Source organism: Serratia rubidaea (assembly GCF_016026735.1).
Taxonomy (GTDB): Bacteria; Pseudomonadota; Gammaproteobacteria; order Enterobacterales; family Enterobacteriaceae; genus Serratia_B; species Serratia_B rubidaea.
On record NZ_CP065640.1, the window covers coordinates 3,762,791 to 3,775,867 of the forward strand.

Annotated in this window: 14 protein-coding genes and 1 pseudogene; 8 read left to right on the forward strand and 7 right to left on the reverse strand. The window is 60.9% G+C overall.

Going from position 1 to position 13,077, the window contains the following annotated elements:
• Window positions 1-65: 65 nt before the first annotated feature.
• Window positions 66-1,340, forward strand: coding sequence for a tyrosine--tRNA ligase (tyrS, locus tag I6G83_RS17660; RefSeq protein WP_054306118.1), 1,275 nt, complete (start codon window positions 66-68; stop codon window positions 1,338-1,340).
• Between the two features lie 92 nt (window positions 1,341-1,432).
• On the forward strand, window positions 1,433-2,299 hold the full coding sequence (pdxY, locus tag I6G83_RS17665) for a pyridoxal kinase PdxY (protein ID WP_054306117.1): 867 nt from the start codon (window positions 1,433-1,435) through the stop codon (window positions 2,297-2,299).
• A gap of 36 nt (window positions 2,300-2,335) precedes the next feature.
• Here pdxY and gstA read toward each other — a convergent pair whose 3' ends face one another.
• Both gstA and dapA read right to left on the reverse strand, forming a co-directional pair.
• On the reverse strand, window positions 2,336-2,941 hold the full coding sequence (gene gstA, locus I6G83_RS17670) for a glutathione transferase GstA (RefSeq protein ID WP_054306116.1): 606 nt from the start codon (window positions 2,939-2,941) through the stop codon (window positions 2,336-2,338).
• 83 nt (window positions 2,942-3,024) lie between these two features.
• Complete coding sequence (dapA, locus tag I6G83_RS17675; RefSeq protein WP_054306115.1) at window positions 3,025-3,918, reverse strand: 4-hydroxy-tetrahydrodipicolinate synthase; 894 nt, start codon at window positions 3,916-3,918, stop codon at window positions 3,025-3,027.
• Window positions 3,919-4,314: 396 nt separating this feature from the next.
• Here dapA and I6G83_RS17680 point away from each other — a divergent pair, with 396 nt between their 5' ends.
• On the forward strand, window positions 4,315-5,352 hold the full coding sequence (locus tag I6G83_RS17680) for a S66 family peptidase (RefSeq protein WP_054306114.1): 1,038 nt from the start codon (window positions 4,315-4,317) through the stop codon (window positions 5,350-5,352).
• 76 nt (window positions 5,353-5,428) lie between these two features.
• Here I6G83_RS17680 and I6G83_RS17685 read toward each other — a convergent pair.
• Window positions 5,429-5,724 (reverse strand): annotated as a pseudogene (locus tag I6G83_RS17685) (NINE protein).
• A gap of 95 nt (window positions 5,725-5,819) precedes the next feature.
• On the reverse strand, window positions 5,820-6,089 hold the full coding sequence (locus tag I6G83_RS17690) for a hypothetical protein (RefSeq protein WP_054306113.1): 270 nt from the start codon (window positions 6,087-6,089) through the stop codon (window positions 5,820-5,822).
• A 191-nt stretch (window positions 6,090-6,280) separates the two neighbouring features.
• Here I6G83_RS17690 and I6G83_RS17695 point away from each other — a divergent pair, with 191 nt between their 5' ends.
• A complete protein-coding gene (locus I6G83_RS17695) occupies window positions 6,281-6,592 on the forward strand; it encodes a hypothetical protein (RefSeq protein ID WP_015672203.1) in 312 nt (103 codons plus the stop codon).
• Window positions 6,593-6,611: 19 nt separating this feature from the next.
• A complete protein-coding gene (locus I6G83_RS17700; protein ID WP_015672204.1) occupies window positions 6,612-6,992 on the forward strand; it encodes a nuclear transport factor 2 family protein in 381 nt (126 codons plus the stop codon).
• Between the two features lie 6 nt (window positions 6,993-6,998).
• On the opposite strand, the gene I6G83_RS17705 is transcribed toward I6G83_RS17700, so the two are convergent.
• Complete coding sequence (locus I6G83_RS17705; protein ID WP_054306112.1) at window positions 6,999-7,376, reverse strand: RidA family protein; 378 nt, start codon at window positions 7,374-7,376, stop codon at window positions 6,999-7,001.
• 103 nt (window positions 7,377-7,479) lie between these two features.
• Here I6G83_RS17705 and I6G83_RS17710 point away from each other — a divergent pair, with 103 nt between their 5' ends.
• On the forward strand, window positions 7,480-8,331 hold the full coding sequence (locus I6G83_RS17710; RefSeq protein WP_054306111.1) for an aminoglycoside phosphotransferase family protein: 852 nt from the start codon (window positions 7,480-7,482) through the stop codon (window positions 8,329-8,331).
• On the opposite strand, the gene I6G83_RS17715 is transcribed toward I6G83_RS17710, so the two are convergent.
• Complete coding sequence (locus I6G83_RS17715; protein ID WP_054306110.1) at window positions 8,296-8,796, reverse strand: cupin domain-containing protein; 501 nt, start codon at window positions 8,794-8,796, stop codon at window positions 8,296-8,298. The genes I6G83_RS17710 and I6G83_RS17715 overlap by 36 nt on opposite strands.
• A gap of 110 nt (window positions 8,797-8,906) precedes the next feature.
• On the reverse strand, window positions 8,907-10,082 hold the full coding sequence (locus I6G83_RS17720) for a benzoate/H(+) symporter BenE family transporter (RefSeq protein WP_054306109.1): 1,176 nt from the start codon (window positions 10,080-10,082) through the stop codon (window positions 8,907-8,909).
• Window positions 10,083-10,191: 109 nt separating this feature from the next.
• On the opposite strand from I6G83_RS17720, the gene I6G83_RS17725 reads away from it, so the two are divergent.
• Together I6G83_RS17725 and I6G83_RS17730 are read left to right on the forward strand one after the other, a co-directional pair.
• Window positions 10,192-10,749 carry a helix-turn-helix domain-containing protein gene (locus tag I6G83_RS17725; RefSeq protein ID WP_054306108.1) on the forward strand — a complete coding sequence of 186 codons (558 nt, stop codon included), beginning with the start codon at window positions 10,192-10,194 and terminating at the stop codon, window positions 10,747-10,749.
• Between the two features lie 178 nt (window positions 10,750-10,927).
• Entirely contained in the window at window positions 10,928-13,021 is a 2,094-nt protein-coding gene (locus I6G83_RS17730) for a prolyl oligopeptidase family serine peptidase (RefSeq protein WP_054306107.1), read from the forward strand.
• Window positions 13,022-13,077 lie beyond the last annotated feature (56 nt).

A 13,077-nucleotide genomic window follows, 5' to 3' on the forward strand; every position in this document is an offset into this window, starting at 1 on the left:
ATTCCGCCAGCGGGCGGAAGGCCGTGTACCGGCAAAGGTGCATTCGTTTATACATGGAGAAATTGATGGCTAGCATCAACCTGATTCAACAATTGCAAGAGCGGGGCCTGGTGGCCCAGGTGACGGACGAGGTAGCGTTAGCAGAGCGACTGGCGCAAGGGCCAATTGCGCTGTATTGCGGCTTCGATCCGACCGCTGACAGCTTGCATTTGGGCCATCTGGTGCCGCTGCTGTGCCTGAAGCGTTTCCAACTCGCCGGCCACAAGCCGGTGGCGCTGGTGGGCGGGGCGACCGGCCTGATCGGCGATCCCAGCTTCAAGGCGGCGGAACGCAAGCTGAACACCACGGAAACCGTTAACGAGTGGGTGGAGAAGATCCGCAAACAGGTGTCGCCGTTCCTCGATTTCGACTGCGGCGACAACAGCGCCATCGCCGCCAACAACTATGACTGGTTCGGCGATATGAACGTGCTGACCTTCCTGCGCGATATCGGCAAACACTTCTCCGTTAACCAGATGATCAACAAAGAAGCGGTGAAGCAGCGCCTGAACCGTGACGACGTCGGCATCTCCTTTACCGAGTTCTCCTACAACCTGCTGCAGGGCTACGACTTTGCCGAGCTGCACCGCCGTCATCAGGTGGTGCTGCAGATTGGCGGTTCCGACCAGTGGGGCAACATCACCTCCGGCATCGACCTGACCCGCCGCATGCACCAGCAGCAGGCGTTCGGTCTGACCGTGCCGCTGATCACCAAGGCGGACGGCACCAAGTTCGGCAAGACCGAAGGCGGCGCGGTATGGCTGGCGCCGGAAAAAACCAGCCCGTACAAGTTCTACCAGTTCTGGATCAACACCGCCGATGCGGACGTGTACCGCTTCCTGAAGTTCTTCACCTTTATCAGCCTGGAAGATATCAACGCGCTGGAGGAAGAGGATCGCAACAGCGGCAAGGCGCCGCGCGCCCAGTACGTGCTGGCGGAAGAAGTCACCCGTATGGTGCATGGCGAAGAGGGGCTGGCGGCGGCGCAGCGTATTACCCAGAGCCTGTTCTCCGGCGCGCTGCATGAGATGACCGAAGCCGACTTCGCACAGCTGGCGCAGGACGGCATGCCGTCGGTCAAACTGGACAAAGACGCCGATCTGCAGCAGGCGCTGGTTAACGCCGAGCTGGTGCCGTCACGCGGCCAGGCGCGCACCATGATCGGCTCCAACGCGGTAAGCGTGAACGGCGAGAAGCAGTCCAACGCGGAATACGTCTTCAGCGATGACGACCGCCTGTTCGGCCGCTATACGCTGCTGCGTCGCGGTAAAAAACATTACTGCCTGGTTGAGTGGCAGTAACCGCAATTAACAGAAAGGGGCCCGCAGCGGGCCCCTTTGTCATTACCCGGCCGGAACGGCACGCCCCCGGCCTTTGAGATTTGCGCACGCCAATGAAAAACATTCTTTCCATCCAATCACACGTGGTGTTCGGTCATGCCGGCAACAGCGCCGCGGAGTTCCCCATGCGCCGCATGGGCGTTAACGTCTGGCCGCTGAATACCGTGCAGTTCTCCAACCATACGCAGTACGGCCGCTGGACCGGCTGCGTGATGCCCGCCAGCCACCTGAGCGAGATCGCCCAGGGCATCGCGGATATCGACCAGCTGCAGCGCTGCGACGCGGTGCTGAGCGGCTATATCGGCTCCCCCGAGCAGGGCGGCCATATTCTGGATATCGTGCGTCAGGTGAAACAGGCGAATCCCGATGCCTGGTATTTCTGCGATCCGGTGATGGGCCACCCGGAGAAGGGCTGCATCGTGGCGCCGGGCGTGGCGGAGTTTCTGTGTCAGCAGGCGCTGCCGTGCAGCGATATGGTGGCGCCGAACGTGCTGGAGCTGGAGCAGCTCAGCCAGCGTGAGGTAGCCTCCGTCGAACAGGCGGTTGACGCCGCGCGCGTGCTGATTGCACGCGGACCGAAAGTGGTGCTGGTGAAGCACCTGAGCCGCGCCGGCTATCGCCGCGACGCGTTTGAGATGCTGCTGGTGACGGCGGATGAGGCCTGGCATATCAGCCGGCCGCTGGTGGATTTCGGCAGCCGTCAGCCGGTGGGCGTGGGCGATTTGACCAGCGGCCTGCTGCTGGTGGATCTGCTGCAGGGTAAGGCGCTGGATCAGGCGCTGGAGCACGTGACGGCGGCGGTGTATGAGGTGATGCTGATCACCAAGGAGATGGGCGAGTATGAACTGCAGGTGGTCGCCGCGCAGGATTATATCGTCAACCCGCGCTGCTATTTTGCGGCGGTGAAGCTCGGGGAATAAGACTTTCCCCGCCGCGACGGCGGGGAAGACCAACGCTTACTGCAACCCTTCGGCATTCAGCGCGGCGGCCACCGCCGGACGCGCCGCCACCCGTTTCATATAGCCGGCCAGGTTTGGATAGCGCTGCAGATCGAACTGCAGCGCCACCGCCCAGCGCAGTACGGTAAACAGGTAGGCGTCCGCGACGCTGAAGCGGCTGCCCAGCAGGTAGTGCCGCTGCGCCAGCGTGTCGTCAAGATAGCGGAAATGCTGCTCCAGTTTGGCGCGCGCAATCGCCAGATACTCTTCCGGCGTTTTCGGATTAAACAGCGGGCTAAAGCCCTTGTGCAGATCGGAGGCGACAAAGTTCAGCCATTCAATCGCGTGGTAGCGCGACAGCGTGCCCGCCGGCGGGATCAGCTGACGGTCGGGCACCCGATCCGCCAGATACTGCACTATCGCCACGCCTTCGGTCAGCAGGCTGCCGTCGTCCAGCAGCAGCGCCGGAACCTGTCCTTTGGGGTTAATCGTCAGATAGTCGGCGCCGCTCTCGGTGGTTTTATTGGCCAGATCGACTTTTTCCGCGGTGAAATCCAGCCCCGCCTCGCGCAGCACGATATGCGGGGACAGGGAACAGGCGCCGGCTTTATAGAACAGTTTCATCGTTGACTCCTTGATAAGGATGAAAGGCGTGCATGCCTAACTCTCTATCCTAGCGTCGCCGCGATGAAATTGCCGCGCTTCAGCTAACAAATTTCGCTGACAGCCTCGCCCTGCGGCTGCAGCTGCGCCAGCGTGACGGCGAGCTGCTGCTGCAGCGCCTGCGGCGCGGTCTGCATCGGCGCGCGCAGCTCGTTGCGCAACAGCCCTTGCTGCGCCAGCGCCGCTTTGACCGGCGCCGGGTTGGCGAAGCTGAACATCTGGCGGATCATCGGCAGCAGCGCATAGAAGTTGGCGCGCGCGGCGGGCAGATCGCCGTCGGCGACCTGTTGCACCAGCTGTACAAAGCGTTCCGGATACAGGTGCGCCGAGGCCGAGATCGCCCCGGTGCCGCCCAGACACAGCGTGGAGAGGATCAGGTTGTCCTCGCCGGTCAGCACGTCAATCTCGCCGTCATCGATCAGCGCCATGGTGACGTCCGGATTACCGCCGCACTCCTTGATGGCTTTCACCTGCGGATGGCGGGCAATCTGGCGCAAGGTATCCAGCTCCAGCGTCACGCCGGTGCGGTAAGGCACGTTGTACAGGATCACCGGTACGCGCGAGGCGTCGGCCAGCGTGGTGAAGTACTCAACCAGCCCGCACTGCGACGGACGGATGTAATAGGGGGCGGGCACCAGCACGCCGGCGATATCGCGCTGTTGAATCGCCTGCTGCATCTGCAGGGTGGCGGTCATATTGTTGCCGGCCAGCCCCATCACCACCTGGTGCGCCGGCGCGACGGTAAGCACCGCGTCCAGCACCGCCAGCTGTTCCTCTTTATCGAGCGCGGCGGCTTCGCCGGTGGTGCCGCATACCACCAGCCCGTCAACGCCGGCGGCCAGCAGATGCTGCGCCAGGCGTTTTAACGCGGGAAAGTCGACGCTGTGTTGATTAAACGGGGTGACTAACGCTACCCAAATACCGGAAAAAGAGGCCATAAAAATTCCTTCTGAGTGACCGTTCAGAGAAGCCGGGTGGGCAAGCGGCGCATCGTCCTGTCAGCGCATTCTGTCTCTACGGCAGGGCGCGTTGCAGCGGCATGAGGGCGTTCTCATCGCGGGATAATAGGTGGTGATGATGAATATTCCCGATCGGGCTGTCAATTTATAACAGGTTGATAACATTGTTATTCATGATGGCCGCAGGCTGATGAGTTTCGCTAATAGCGCGGCGCGGGCAATAAAACCCGTATGGCGGGACGCGTTGATATATCTGCGTCGCCTGAATTTTCAATGGCGGGAAATGCCTGACCTCGAGCTTGCAGTAATTCTCAACTAGACTTGGCATTTTGGATTTCTGTCCTGGAATAACGCCAGGGTGTTATAAGGAGTGATATGGGCCTCCGTTTCCCCCCCAAATTGGTTCAGGGTGATCTGATTGCCATAACAGCGCCGTCATCTGGCGTTCCGGCCGCGTTGCATCCTCGTTTGGATTTTGCGATAGCCGCGCTTAAGCAAAGAGGCTTTAGCGTTGTTGAAGGAGAGTGCCTGCGTAAGCAGTTTAAGAATAAAAGTGCGGGCAGGCGAGAGCGAGCGCAAGAGCTGATGTCTTTTTTAACGGATCCAGCGGTCAAAGCGGTGATGCCGCCGTGGGGGGGCGAACTGGCGATGGAATTGCTCGAACTATTGGATTTTAAGCTGTTGGCGAAAAACGAACCGAAATGGTTTATGGGATTTTCCGATCTGAGTACCTTACATTTCCCTTTAACGACGCTGGCCGGCTGGGCGACGTTACACGGCCCTAATCTGATGGATCTTGGCGCCAAAACTCTGGATCCGACAACGCAGGCGATCTGGCGCATTATGGAAAGCGAACGCGGAACAGTGGTTACACAGCGCTCATCAAACGCTTTTCAACTTGCTGAAAATGGATGGGGAGAAGCGACAGATAAAGGGTTTAATCTTACGCAACCGACACGATGGAAATGTCTGGATGAACAACTCACTTCTGTCAGTTTTAGAGGACGTCTGCTTGGCGGCTGTTTAGAGACAATATCACGATTAGCCGGGACAAAATTTGGCAATTTTCCGTTATTTTGTCGGCAGTATCGCGATGATGGCGTTATATTGTATTTTGAAAATGCAGAAATGGCGCCTTGTGAGTTAACCCGGACTTTATACAGCTTGCGTATACACGGCTGGTTTGACGCCGTTAGCGGTATATTGATTGGCAGAAGTGCCGCGCCGGTTGTAACGAATCCTGAACAACAAAATTATTTTGATGCTATTTGTTCCGCATTAGGCCAGCTTACCATTCCCGTTCTATATGATGTTGATATTGGGCATATGCCGCCACAGCTGTCATTAGTTAATGGCGCTGTGGCGACGGTCATGTTTACAGAGAGGGGCGGCTCGTTGCTGCAACAATGGTAAAAAAGCCGCTGCCTGCGATGCGGTTGAAGGATCAGATATAAGGACTTGCCGTAACCCCTTTATATCGAGGCGTTGTTTAACCGTATTTTCTGGCAAACTCTTCGTCGGACTGGCACAGGTAGAGAATAAACTCAATAAAGGCGATAACGGACGGGATCAGCGTCCAGCAGAAAATCAGGTACAGGAACCCTGGCCAATTTTCCCCAGATAGAATTTATGTACGCCGAATGCGCCGAGAAAGAACGCCAGCAGCGCGGCGGCAATGCGGTTTTTCTCGCCGGGCACCGATTGAGGCGCGCCGCAGTGTGGACAGCTTCTTGCCGTTTCGTGAATTTCTTTGCCGCAGCCGCGGCAAAATACCATTTTGCTCATGATTCATCCCATCTATCAAAGCCGCGCATAGCGGCGAATTACTGCGGCGAAAATGATAACTTTTTTGTGGTGGCTGCCTAGCCGGGGCGGCGGCGTCAGACGTCGTTCCGGACGCCGTATTTGCGGTCAAACTCACGCCGGTAGGCGCGCGCCTTGTTGCGATCGCGGATCCACAGATAGCCGCATACCAGCGCCACCGTGCCGGAAAACACCATATTGCGCATATCCCGGTCATAACAGTACACCAGCAGGGTATCCAGTGCGGCGATCAGCGCAAACCATTTATAGACGTGGGACTGCCGCCGCGTTGCCGCGTTCAGGCGTTTCAACTGTCTGGCTTCGTCGAGCACCGGTTTTTTCTGCATGATTGCCCTGTCTGAGATTTTTATTAGCAATAAATTAGCAGAGATTTAGCGATTACCGAACCGGTTAATCTGAGTTTTTTCTTAATGATGGCGTCGGGGCGAGGCATCACGGGACGTCGGGAAGCGGCTTTTACTACCCGCTCACTTATTTATTCTGATAATGTGATTTTTTATTCATCGCGGAGGGCGATATGATCGTACGCACCTGGCACGGCTGTGTGCCGCTGCAACACCGGCAGGGCTTTGCCGATCATCTGGCTGTCACAGGCGTGCAGCATGCTAAGGCAACGGCTGGAAACTGTGGCGCTTTTGTCCGGCAGGAACTGCAGGGCGACTATGCGCACTTCTTTTTGGCGACGTATTGGGAATCGCTGGCGGCCATCAGGCTGTTTGCCGGCGAGAATTATCAGCAGGCGGTCACTTATCCGGATGATGAGGCATACGGTTTGATTTCAGACCCCTATGTGTTTCAGCACCGGGTGACGGAGATCGCCGCACTGTAACCACCGCGAGGAGAATGTGATGAACCATCGAACGTTACGACCGGAAGAGTTGGTGCAACAGCAGCTTGAGGCTCACAACGCGCGGGATATCGACGCTTTTCTCGCCTGCTGGGCCGAGGATGCGCAGTATTATCAACATCCTGACAAGCTGTTGGCCAGCGGCAAGGCGGAGCTGCGCGAATACCATATCGCGCTGTTTCGCGAGCCGAGCCTGTTTGCCGAGCGCGTGAAGCGGATTGTGGTCGCCAATCAAGTGGTCGATCAGCTGCGGGTAACGCGTAACTTCCCGAACGGGCGCGGCAGTATGGACGTGCTGGTGAGCTATGAGATTAGCCAGGGAAAAATCGCCCGCGCCTGGATGACCGTCGGCCCCTGCGTGGTGGACGAAGGGGCGCTGTGACGCCGTTTACAGCGCGATAACGGCTTCAATCTCAACGTTTACGTCCGCAGAAAACAGCGCGCTGACGGCCAGCAGGGAGCAGGCCGGCAGCGCGTCCGCCAGTTTCTCCGCCAGCACCGGACGCACCGCCGGCAGGTCGGCGATATCGGTCAGAAAAATCGTCAGTTTAATCAGCCCCGTCAGGTCGCCGCCCTCATGGCGGGCGATGGCCTCCAACTGCTGTAAAACGGCCTGCGTCTGCCGCGCGGCAGATGCGCCCTGCGCCTCGCCGCCGAACGCCGTCAGCCCGGAAACGTACAGCAGATCGCGGTGCCGCACCGCATGCACGTACGGGCCGCCGGGAACGGTCAAAAATGGGTAATTAATGCGTTTTGGTGCAGACATGGGTGATTTCTCCTTAAGGCGAAGGTAAAAAAGTCAGTACACTGGACGTTGGGGCGGCGCGTGCGTGCGCCCGCGCTTTCAGTTATCGAGATGCGAGAGGGCGATGAATCAGGCTTTTACTCCCTATCTGCAGCGCTGGGCGCTGACGCCGGACGGTAAGGCGTTTGAAACCCATAGTAGCCTATTGATGCCGGTGCGCCATCAGGGGGCGCCGGCGATGCTGAAAATTGCCCGCGAACCGGAGGAAAAATTCGGCGCGCGGCTGATGTGCTGGTGGCAGGGCGACGGCGCAGCGCAGGTGCTGGCCTGCCACGGCGACGCGCTGTTGCTGGAGCGCGCGCAGGGGACGCAGTCGCTGACCCAGCTGGTGCGCGCCGGTGATGACGAACGGGCGACGGCGATCCTGTGTCAGGTGGTCGCCAGGCTGCACCGGCCGCGCGCGCAGCCGCTGCCGACGCTGATCCCGCTGGATCAGTGGTTTGCTTCGCTGTGGCCGGCGGCGCAGGCGCACGGCGGCATGCTGCGGCTGAGCGCCAGCGTGGCGGCGGAGCTGCTGGGCAGCCCGCGCGAGCAGGGCGTGCTGCATGGCGATATTCACCACGACAATGTGCTGGATTTCGGCGAGCGCGGCTGGCTGGCCATCGATCCCAAACGTCTGTACGGCGAGCGCGGTTTTGACTACGCTAACATCTTTTGCAATCCCAACTACGGCATCGCCACCGACCCGCAGCGCTTTCAGCGCCGGGTTGAGCAGGTCTGCGCGCTGGCCGGCTTTGAGAGGCGGCGTCTGCTGCAGTGGATCCTGGCCTGGGCCGGACTGTCCGCCGCCTGGTTTATGGAGGACGGCGATACGGCGGATATTGATTTCCGCGTGGCGGAACTGGCGGCAAACGCGCTGGGGCTGTCGCCGCCGGACGACTCAGGGTTCATCCTGCCAGTAATCGAGCGACGCTGAAGGCCGCTGCAGATAGCGTGCCTGATAGTCGCCGGTAAACGCCATCGCCTGATATTTACCGGAATCCGGGTATTCCACCAGTTCCGGCTGCTCGCGGGTGCTGATGGACAGGTAGGTCAGCGGCGCGTCGGAGCTGTTGATCAACTGGTGCGGATAGTCCGGCCCCGGCGGGATAAAAATGGTATCGCCGGCGCTGACCGGCAGCATCTCGCCGGCGACGCGCAGGGTGCCGCAGCCTTCCAGAATGATAAACATCTCCTCCTGTCCGTAGTGGAAGTGGTAAGGGCAGGAGCGTTTTCCGGGGGCGACGGTATCGATGGAGGCGCCGAGCTTGCTGGCGGCGGTGCCGGTGCCCAGCCGTGCCGACATGCTGTCGTACAGCGGCGGCCGGCTGTCGTGCCGTTTGGCGACCTGATGGTAATTGCGGATCAGTTTCTGGCGTAGCTGTGCGGCATGTTCAGACATAGATGCGTTACCTTGTCACGTTATCGCGAAATGGACGCTGTGCAGACGGGGTGCTGCCAACGTGTTGTTCTCCAGTTAAGCAGAAAACCCGCCCGGATGCGATCGCTCCCTCAGCGGCCGGCCCGCGCCGGCCACGCCAGCAGCAGATGGGCGAATACGCCGCCGGCCAGCCCCCAGAACGCCGCGCCGACGCCGAACAGCGTGACGCCGGAGGCGGTGATCAGAAAGGTAATCAGCGCCGCGTCACGCTGTCGCTCATCGTGCAGAGCGCGCTGCAGGCTGCCGCCGATGGCGCCCAGCAGCGCCAGCCCGGCGATGGTGTGGATCAGCGCCGCAGGCAGCGCACTGAGCAACAGGCCGATGATGCCGCCAAACAGCCCGGCCAGCAGGTAAAAACCGCCGGCCGCCATTGCGGCCAGATAGCGCCGTTTGGGATCCGGGTGCGCCTCCGGCCCCATGCAGATGGCGGCGGTAATCGCGGCGATGCAGACGGAAAAGCCGCCGAACGGCGCCAGCAGCAGCGCGGTCAGCGAGGTCCAGCTAATCAGCGGCGAGGTGGGCACCTGATAGCCGGCGGCGCTGAGCGTGGCAATCCCCGGCGCATTCTGCGACGCCATGGTGACGATAAAGAACGGCACGCCGATCCCCAGCAGTGCGGAAAGGCTGAACTGCGGCGCGATAAATGCCGGCGGCGCAATGGCGCCCTGCAGCGGTATCGGCGCAATTGCGCCTTGCCACGCGGCGACCGCCAGCCCGGCCAGCAGCGTCAGCACGATGGCGTAACGCGGCAGCAGACGGCGCGCCAGCAAATACGTCAGACACATCGTGCCGGCCAGCGGCAGATTGCCCTGCAGCGCGCCGAAGGCGTCCAGTCCGAAGCGCAGCAGAATGCCCGCCAGCATGGCGGCGCAGATGGCCGGCGGAATAACGCGCATCAGGCGGGCGAACAGGCCGGTAATACCGCACAGCAGCATCAGCCCGGAGGCGAAGATAAACACGCCGACGGCTTCCGGCAGCGAGGTGCCGGGCAGGCTGGTGACCAGCAGCGCCGCGCCGGGAGTTGACCAGGCGGTAAGGATGGGGGTGCGGTAATACCATGACAGCCCCAGCGAACTGATGCCCATCGCCAGCCCGAGCATGCTCAGCCAGCCGCCAATTTGCTGCGCGTCGGCGCCGGCCGCTGCGGCCGCCTGAAAGATAATCGCCGCCGAACTGGTATAGCCTACCAGTACGGCGACAAAGCCGGCGATCAACGCCGGCAGAAGTGTCCCGCTTGCCTGTTTCATCGTCTCCCCCGACGCCTGTGCGTTATAGCGCACGATCTGCGCCGAGCATAGCATTGTGCGTTATAGCGCACAAGGCGCTATAATCGGCGCAGTCACAGAAGGAGAAACCATGCAACCGATGAGCGGCCACCTGGCGCACACCCTGAAAACGCTGCGCCGCCAGCGCGGCTGGAGCCTGAGCCAGGCCGCCGAGCAAACCGGCGTCAGCAAGGCGATGCTGGGGCAAATCGAACGCGAAGAGTCCAGCCCGACGGTGGCGACGCTGTGGAAGATCGCCACCGGCTTTAACGTGGCGTTTTCCGCTTTTCTGGCGCCGTCATCGCCGCCGCCGACGGTGCAGCGTCAGGGTGCGCTGCCGGCCTTTATCCAGGAGAACGCCGCGATGCGCGTCACGCCGCTGTTCCCGTTTGACCCGCAGCTGGGTTTTGATATGTTCGCCATCGAGCTGGCGCCCGGCGCCTTCAGCGAATCGACGCCCCACGAACCGGGGGTGATTGAACATGTGGTGGTGCTGAGCGGTGAGCTGGAACTGGCGATCGAAGACCGCTGGCACCGCCTGGCGGCCGGTGAGGCGATGCGCTTTCAGGCCGACCGTCGCCATGCCTACCGCAACAGTGGCGCGCAGGTGGTGCATATTCACGATCTGATCCACTATCCGCGGGCTTAATCCCGCACGCGCGTTTTGACAGCCCGGCGACGACGGGGTAGTTTGTTGATAATTACTCTCATTTGATTGTTTAACCGTGCCGGTTATGCCGCACAGCAAAAGGAGCTTGATGGTGCCGTTCGCTAATCGACGTCAATTTCTGAAACTCGGTGCACAAACCGCAGGAGCCGTTATCGCCATGACTTCACTGCCTAACAGTATCCGCCTTGCCATGGCGGGCGAACAGCCGCCCGCTGACGATCAGCTGTGGCTGGAACCTTTGCAGGGGAGCGAAGCGCTCAGCTGGGTCAAACAGCAGAATCAGCGCACGCTGCAGCAGTTCGCCCAGGGCCGCGCTTTTCCGCAGCTGGAAAAGCAGGTGCTGGACATTCTGAATAAAGAGACGCAGATCCCCTGGGTCCGTAAATATGGCGACTATTACTACAACTTCTGGCAGGACCAGAAAAACCCGCGCGGTCTGCTGCGCCGCGCCACGCTGGATGAGTACCGCAAGCCGCAGCCGGCCTGGGAAACGGTGCTGGATATCGACGCGCTGGGCAAAGCGGAAGGGAAAGAGTGGGTGTATCACGGTTCACAGCCGCTGGCGCCCGAATACCGCTACTGCCTGATTAACCTGTCGCCGGACGGCGGCGATGCGGTGGAAGTGCGCGAGTTCGATTTACACGACAAACGCTTTGTCGAACAGGGCTTCCGTCTGCCGACGGCGAAAAGCGTGGTGTCCTGGGCCAGCGCTGACGAACTGTTTGTCGCCACCGATTTCGGCAGCGGTTCGCTGACCCATTCCGGCTACCCGCGCACGGTGAAGCGCTGGCGGCGCGGTACGCCGTTGGAGAGCGCAGAAACGCTGTATCAGGCGCAGCCGGAGGATATGCGCGCCTATGCGTATCACGACGATACGCCCGGTTTTGAGCGCGACTATATCGTGCGCATGATCGACTTCTACCGGCAGGAAACCTTCTTGCTGCATGCCAATGGCGAGCAGCAGCGTATTGAGGCGCCGTCTGATGCGGAGATCAACAGCCACCGCGACTGGCTGCTGATTAAGCCGAGAAGTGACTGGCAGTTGGAGGGGCGGACTTATCCGGCCGGCGCGCTGCTGGCGGCCAAATTCGACGACTATCTGGCCGGCCGGCGTCGGCTGGAGGTGCTGTTTACCCCCAGCGCCAACCAGGCGTTGAGCGGTTATAGTTCGACGCGCGATCACCTGATCGTCGGCATCATGCAGGATGTGGCCAACCGTCTGGAGGTGCTGACGCCGCAGGGCGAGCGCTGGCAGTCGCGCCCGCTGGGCGTACCGGTTGAGCTGAGCACCGTCGCCGCCGGCGGCATTGACGATAAGACCAATGATTATTTTCTGACGGTCAGCGGATTCCTGCAGCCGACGTCGCTGTATCTGGGCAGTCTGGACGAGGAGGGCGAACCGGAACTGCTGAAGCAGGCGCCGCAGGACTTCGCCGCCGAGGATTATCAGGTCAGCCAGCATTTTGCCACGTCGCAGGACGGCACGCGGGTGCCTTATTTCCAGGTGGCGCGTAAAGGACTGCGGCTGGACGGCACTAACCCGACGCTGCTGTACGGCTACGGCGGTTTTGACGTCTCGCTGCTGCCGAGCTATCTGGGGGCGCGTGCGCCGACCTGGCTGGAGCGGGGCGGCGTGTATGTGATTGCCAATATCCGCGGCGGCGGTGAGTATGGCCCGGCCTGGCACCGCGCGGCGCTGAAGCAGAACCGCCACCGCGCCTATGAGGATTTTGCCGCCGTGGCGCAGGATCTGACGGCCAGAAAAGTGACATCGTCACAAAAGCTGGCGGCGCGCGGCGGCAGCAACGGCGGCCTGCTGGTCGGCAATATGCTGACGCACTACCCGCAACTGTTCGGCTGTATCGTTTGTGAAGTGCCGCTGCTGGATATGCGGCGCTATACCAAGCTGTCGGCCGGCGCGTCGTGGATTGCCGAATACGGCGACCCGGACAAGGCGCAGGAGTGGGAATACGTCCGCACCTTCTCGCCGTACCATAACCTGAAGGCGGACGTCGCCTATCCGCCGGTGTTGTTCCTGACCGCGACCAGCGACGACCGGGTTAACCCGGCCCACGCGCGCAAAATGGCGGCGCGCATGCAGCAGATGGGCTATCAGCAGGCGTACTTCTATGAAAATACCGCCGGAGGCCACAGCGCTGCGGCGGATAAGCAGCAGTCGGCGTTTAACGCCGCGCTGGTCAGCGAATTCCTCTGGCACAGCCTGAACGGCGCAGACAAAACGGCAGGGTAAACGGCCGCATAAAAAAAGCCGGTCAGTTGACCGGCTTTTTTGTGCCCAGAGAGCGG

Coding starts and splice junctions, on each gene's coding strand:
- tyrS (WP_054306118.1), top strand. CDS start 66: ATGGCTAGCATCAACCTGATTCAACAATTGCAAGAGCGGGGCCTGGTG.
- pdxY (WP_054306117.1), top strand. CDS start 1,433: ATGAAAAACATTCTTTCCATCCAATCACACGTGGTGTTCGGTCATGCC.
- gstA (WP_054306116.1), bottom strand. CDS start 2,941: ATGAAACTGTTCTATAAAGCCGGCGCCTGTTCCCTGTCCCCGCATATC.
- dapA (WP_054306115.1), bottom strand. CDS start 3,918: ATGGCCTCTTTTTCCGGTATTTGGGTAGCGTTAGTCACCCCGTTTAAT.
- I6G83_RS17680 (WP_054306114.1), top strand. CDS start 4,315: ATGGGCCTCCGTTTCCCCCCCAAATTGGTTCAGGGTGATCTGATTGCC.
- I6G83_RS17690 (WP_054306113.1), bottom strand. CDS start 6,089: ATGCAGAAAAAACCGGTGCTCGACGAAGCCAGACAGTTGAAACGCCTG.
- I6G83_RS17695 (WP_015672203.1), top strand. CDS start 6,281: ATGATCGTACGCACCTGGCACGGCTGTGTGCCGCTGCAACACCGGCAG.
- I6G83_RS17700 (WP_015672204.1), top strand. CDS start 6,612: ATGAACCATCGAACGTTACGACCGGAAGAGTTGGTGCAACAGCAGCTT.
- I6G83_RS17705 (WP_054306112.1), bottom strand. CDS start 7,376: ATGTCTGCACCAAAACGCATTAATTACCCATTTTTGACCGTTCCCGGC.
- I6G83_RS17710 (WP_054306111.1), top strand. CDS start 7,480: ATGAATCAGGCTTTTACTCCCTATCTGCAGCGCTGGGCGCTGACGCCG.
- I6G83_RS17715 (WP_054306110.1), bottom strand. CDS start 8,796: ATGTCTGAACATGCCGCACAGCTACGCCAGAAACTGATCCGCAATTAC.
- I6G83_RS17720 (WP_054306109.1), bottom strand. CDS start 10,082: ATGAAACAGGCAAGCGGGACACTTCTGCCGGCGTTGATCGCCGGCTTT.
- I6G83_RS17725 (WP_054306108.1), top strand. CDS start 10,192: ATGCAACCGATGAGCGGCCACCTGGCGCACACCCTGAAAACGCTGCGC.
- I6G83_RS17730 (WP_054306107.1), top strand. CDS start 10,928: ATGACTTCACTGCCTAACAGTATCCGCCTTGCCATGGCGGGCGAACAG.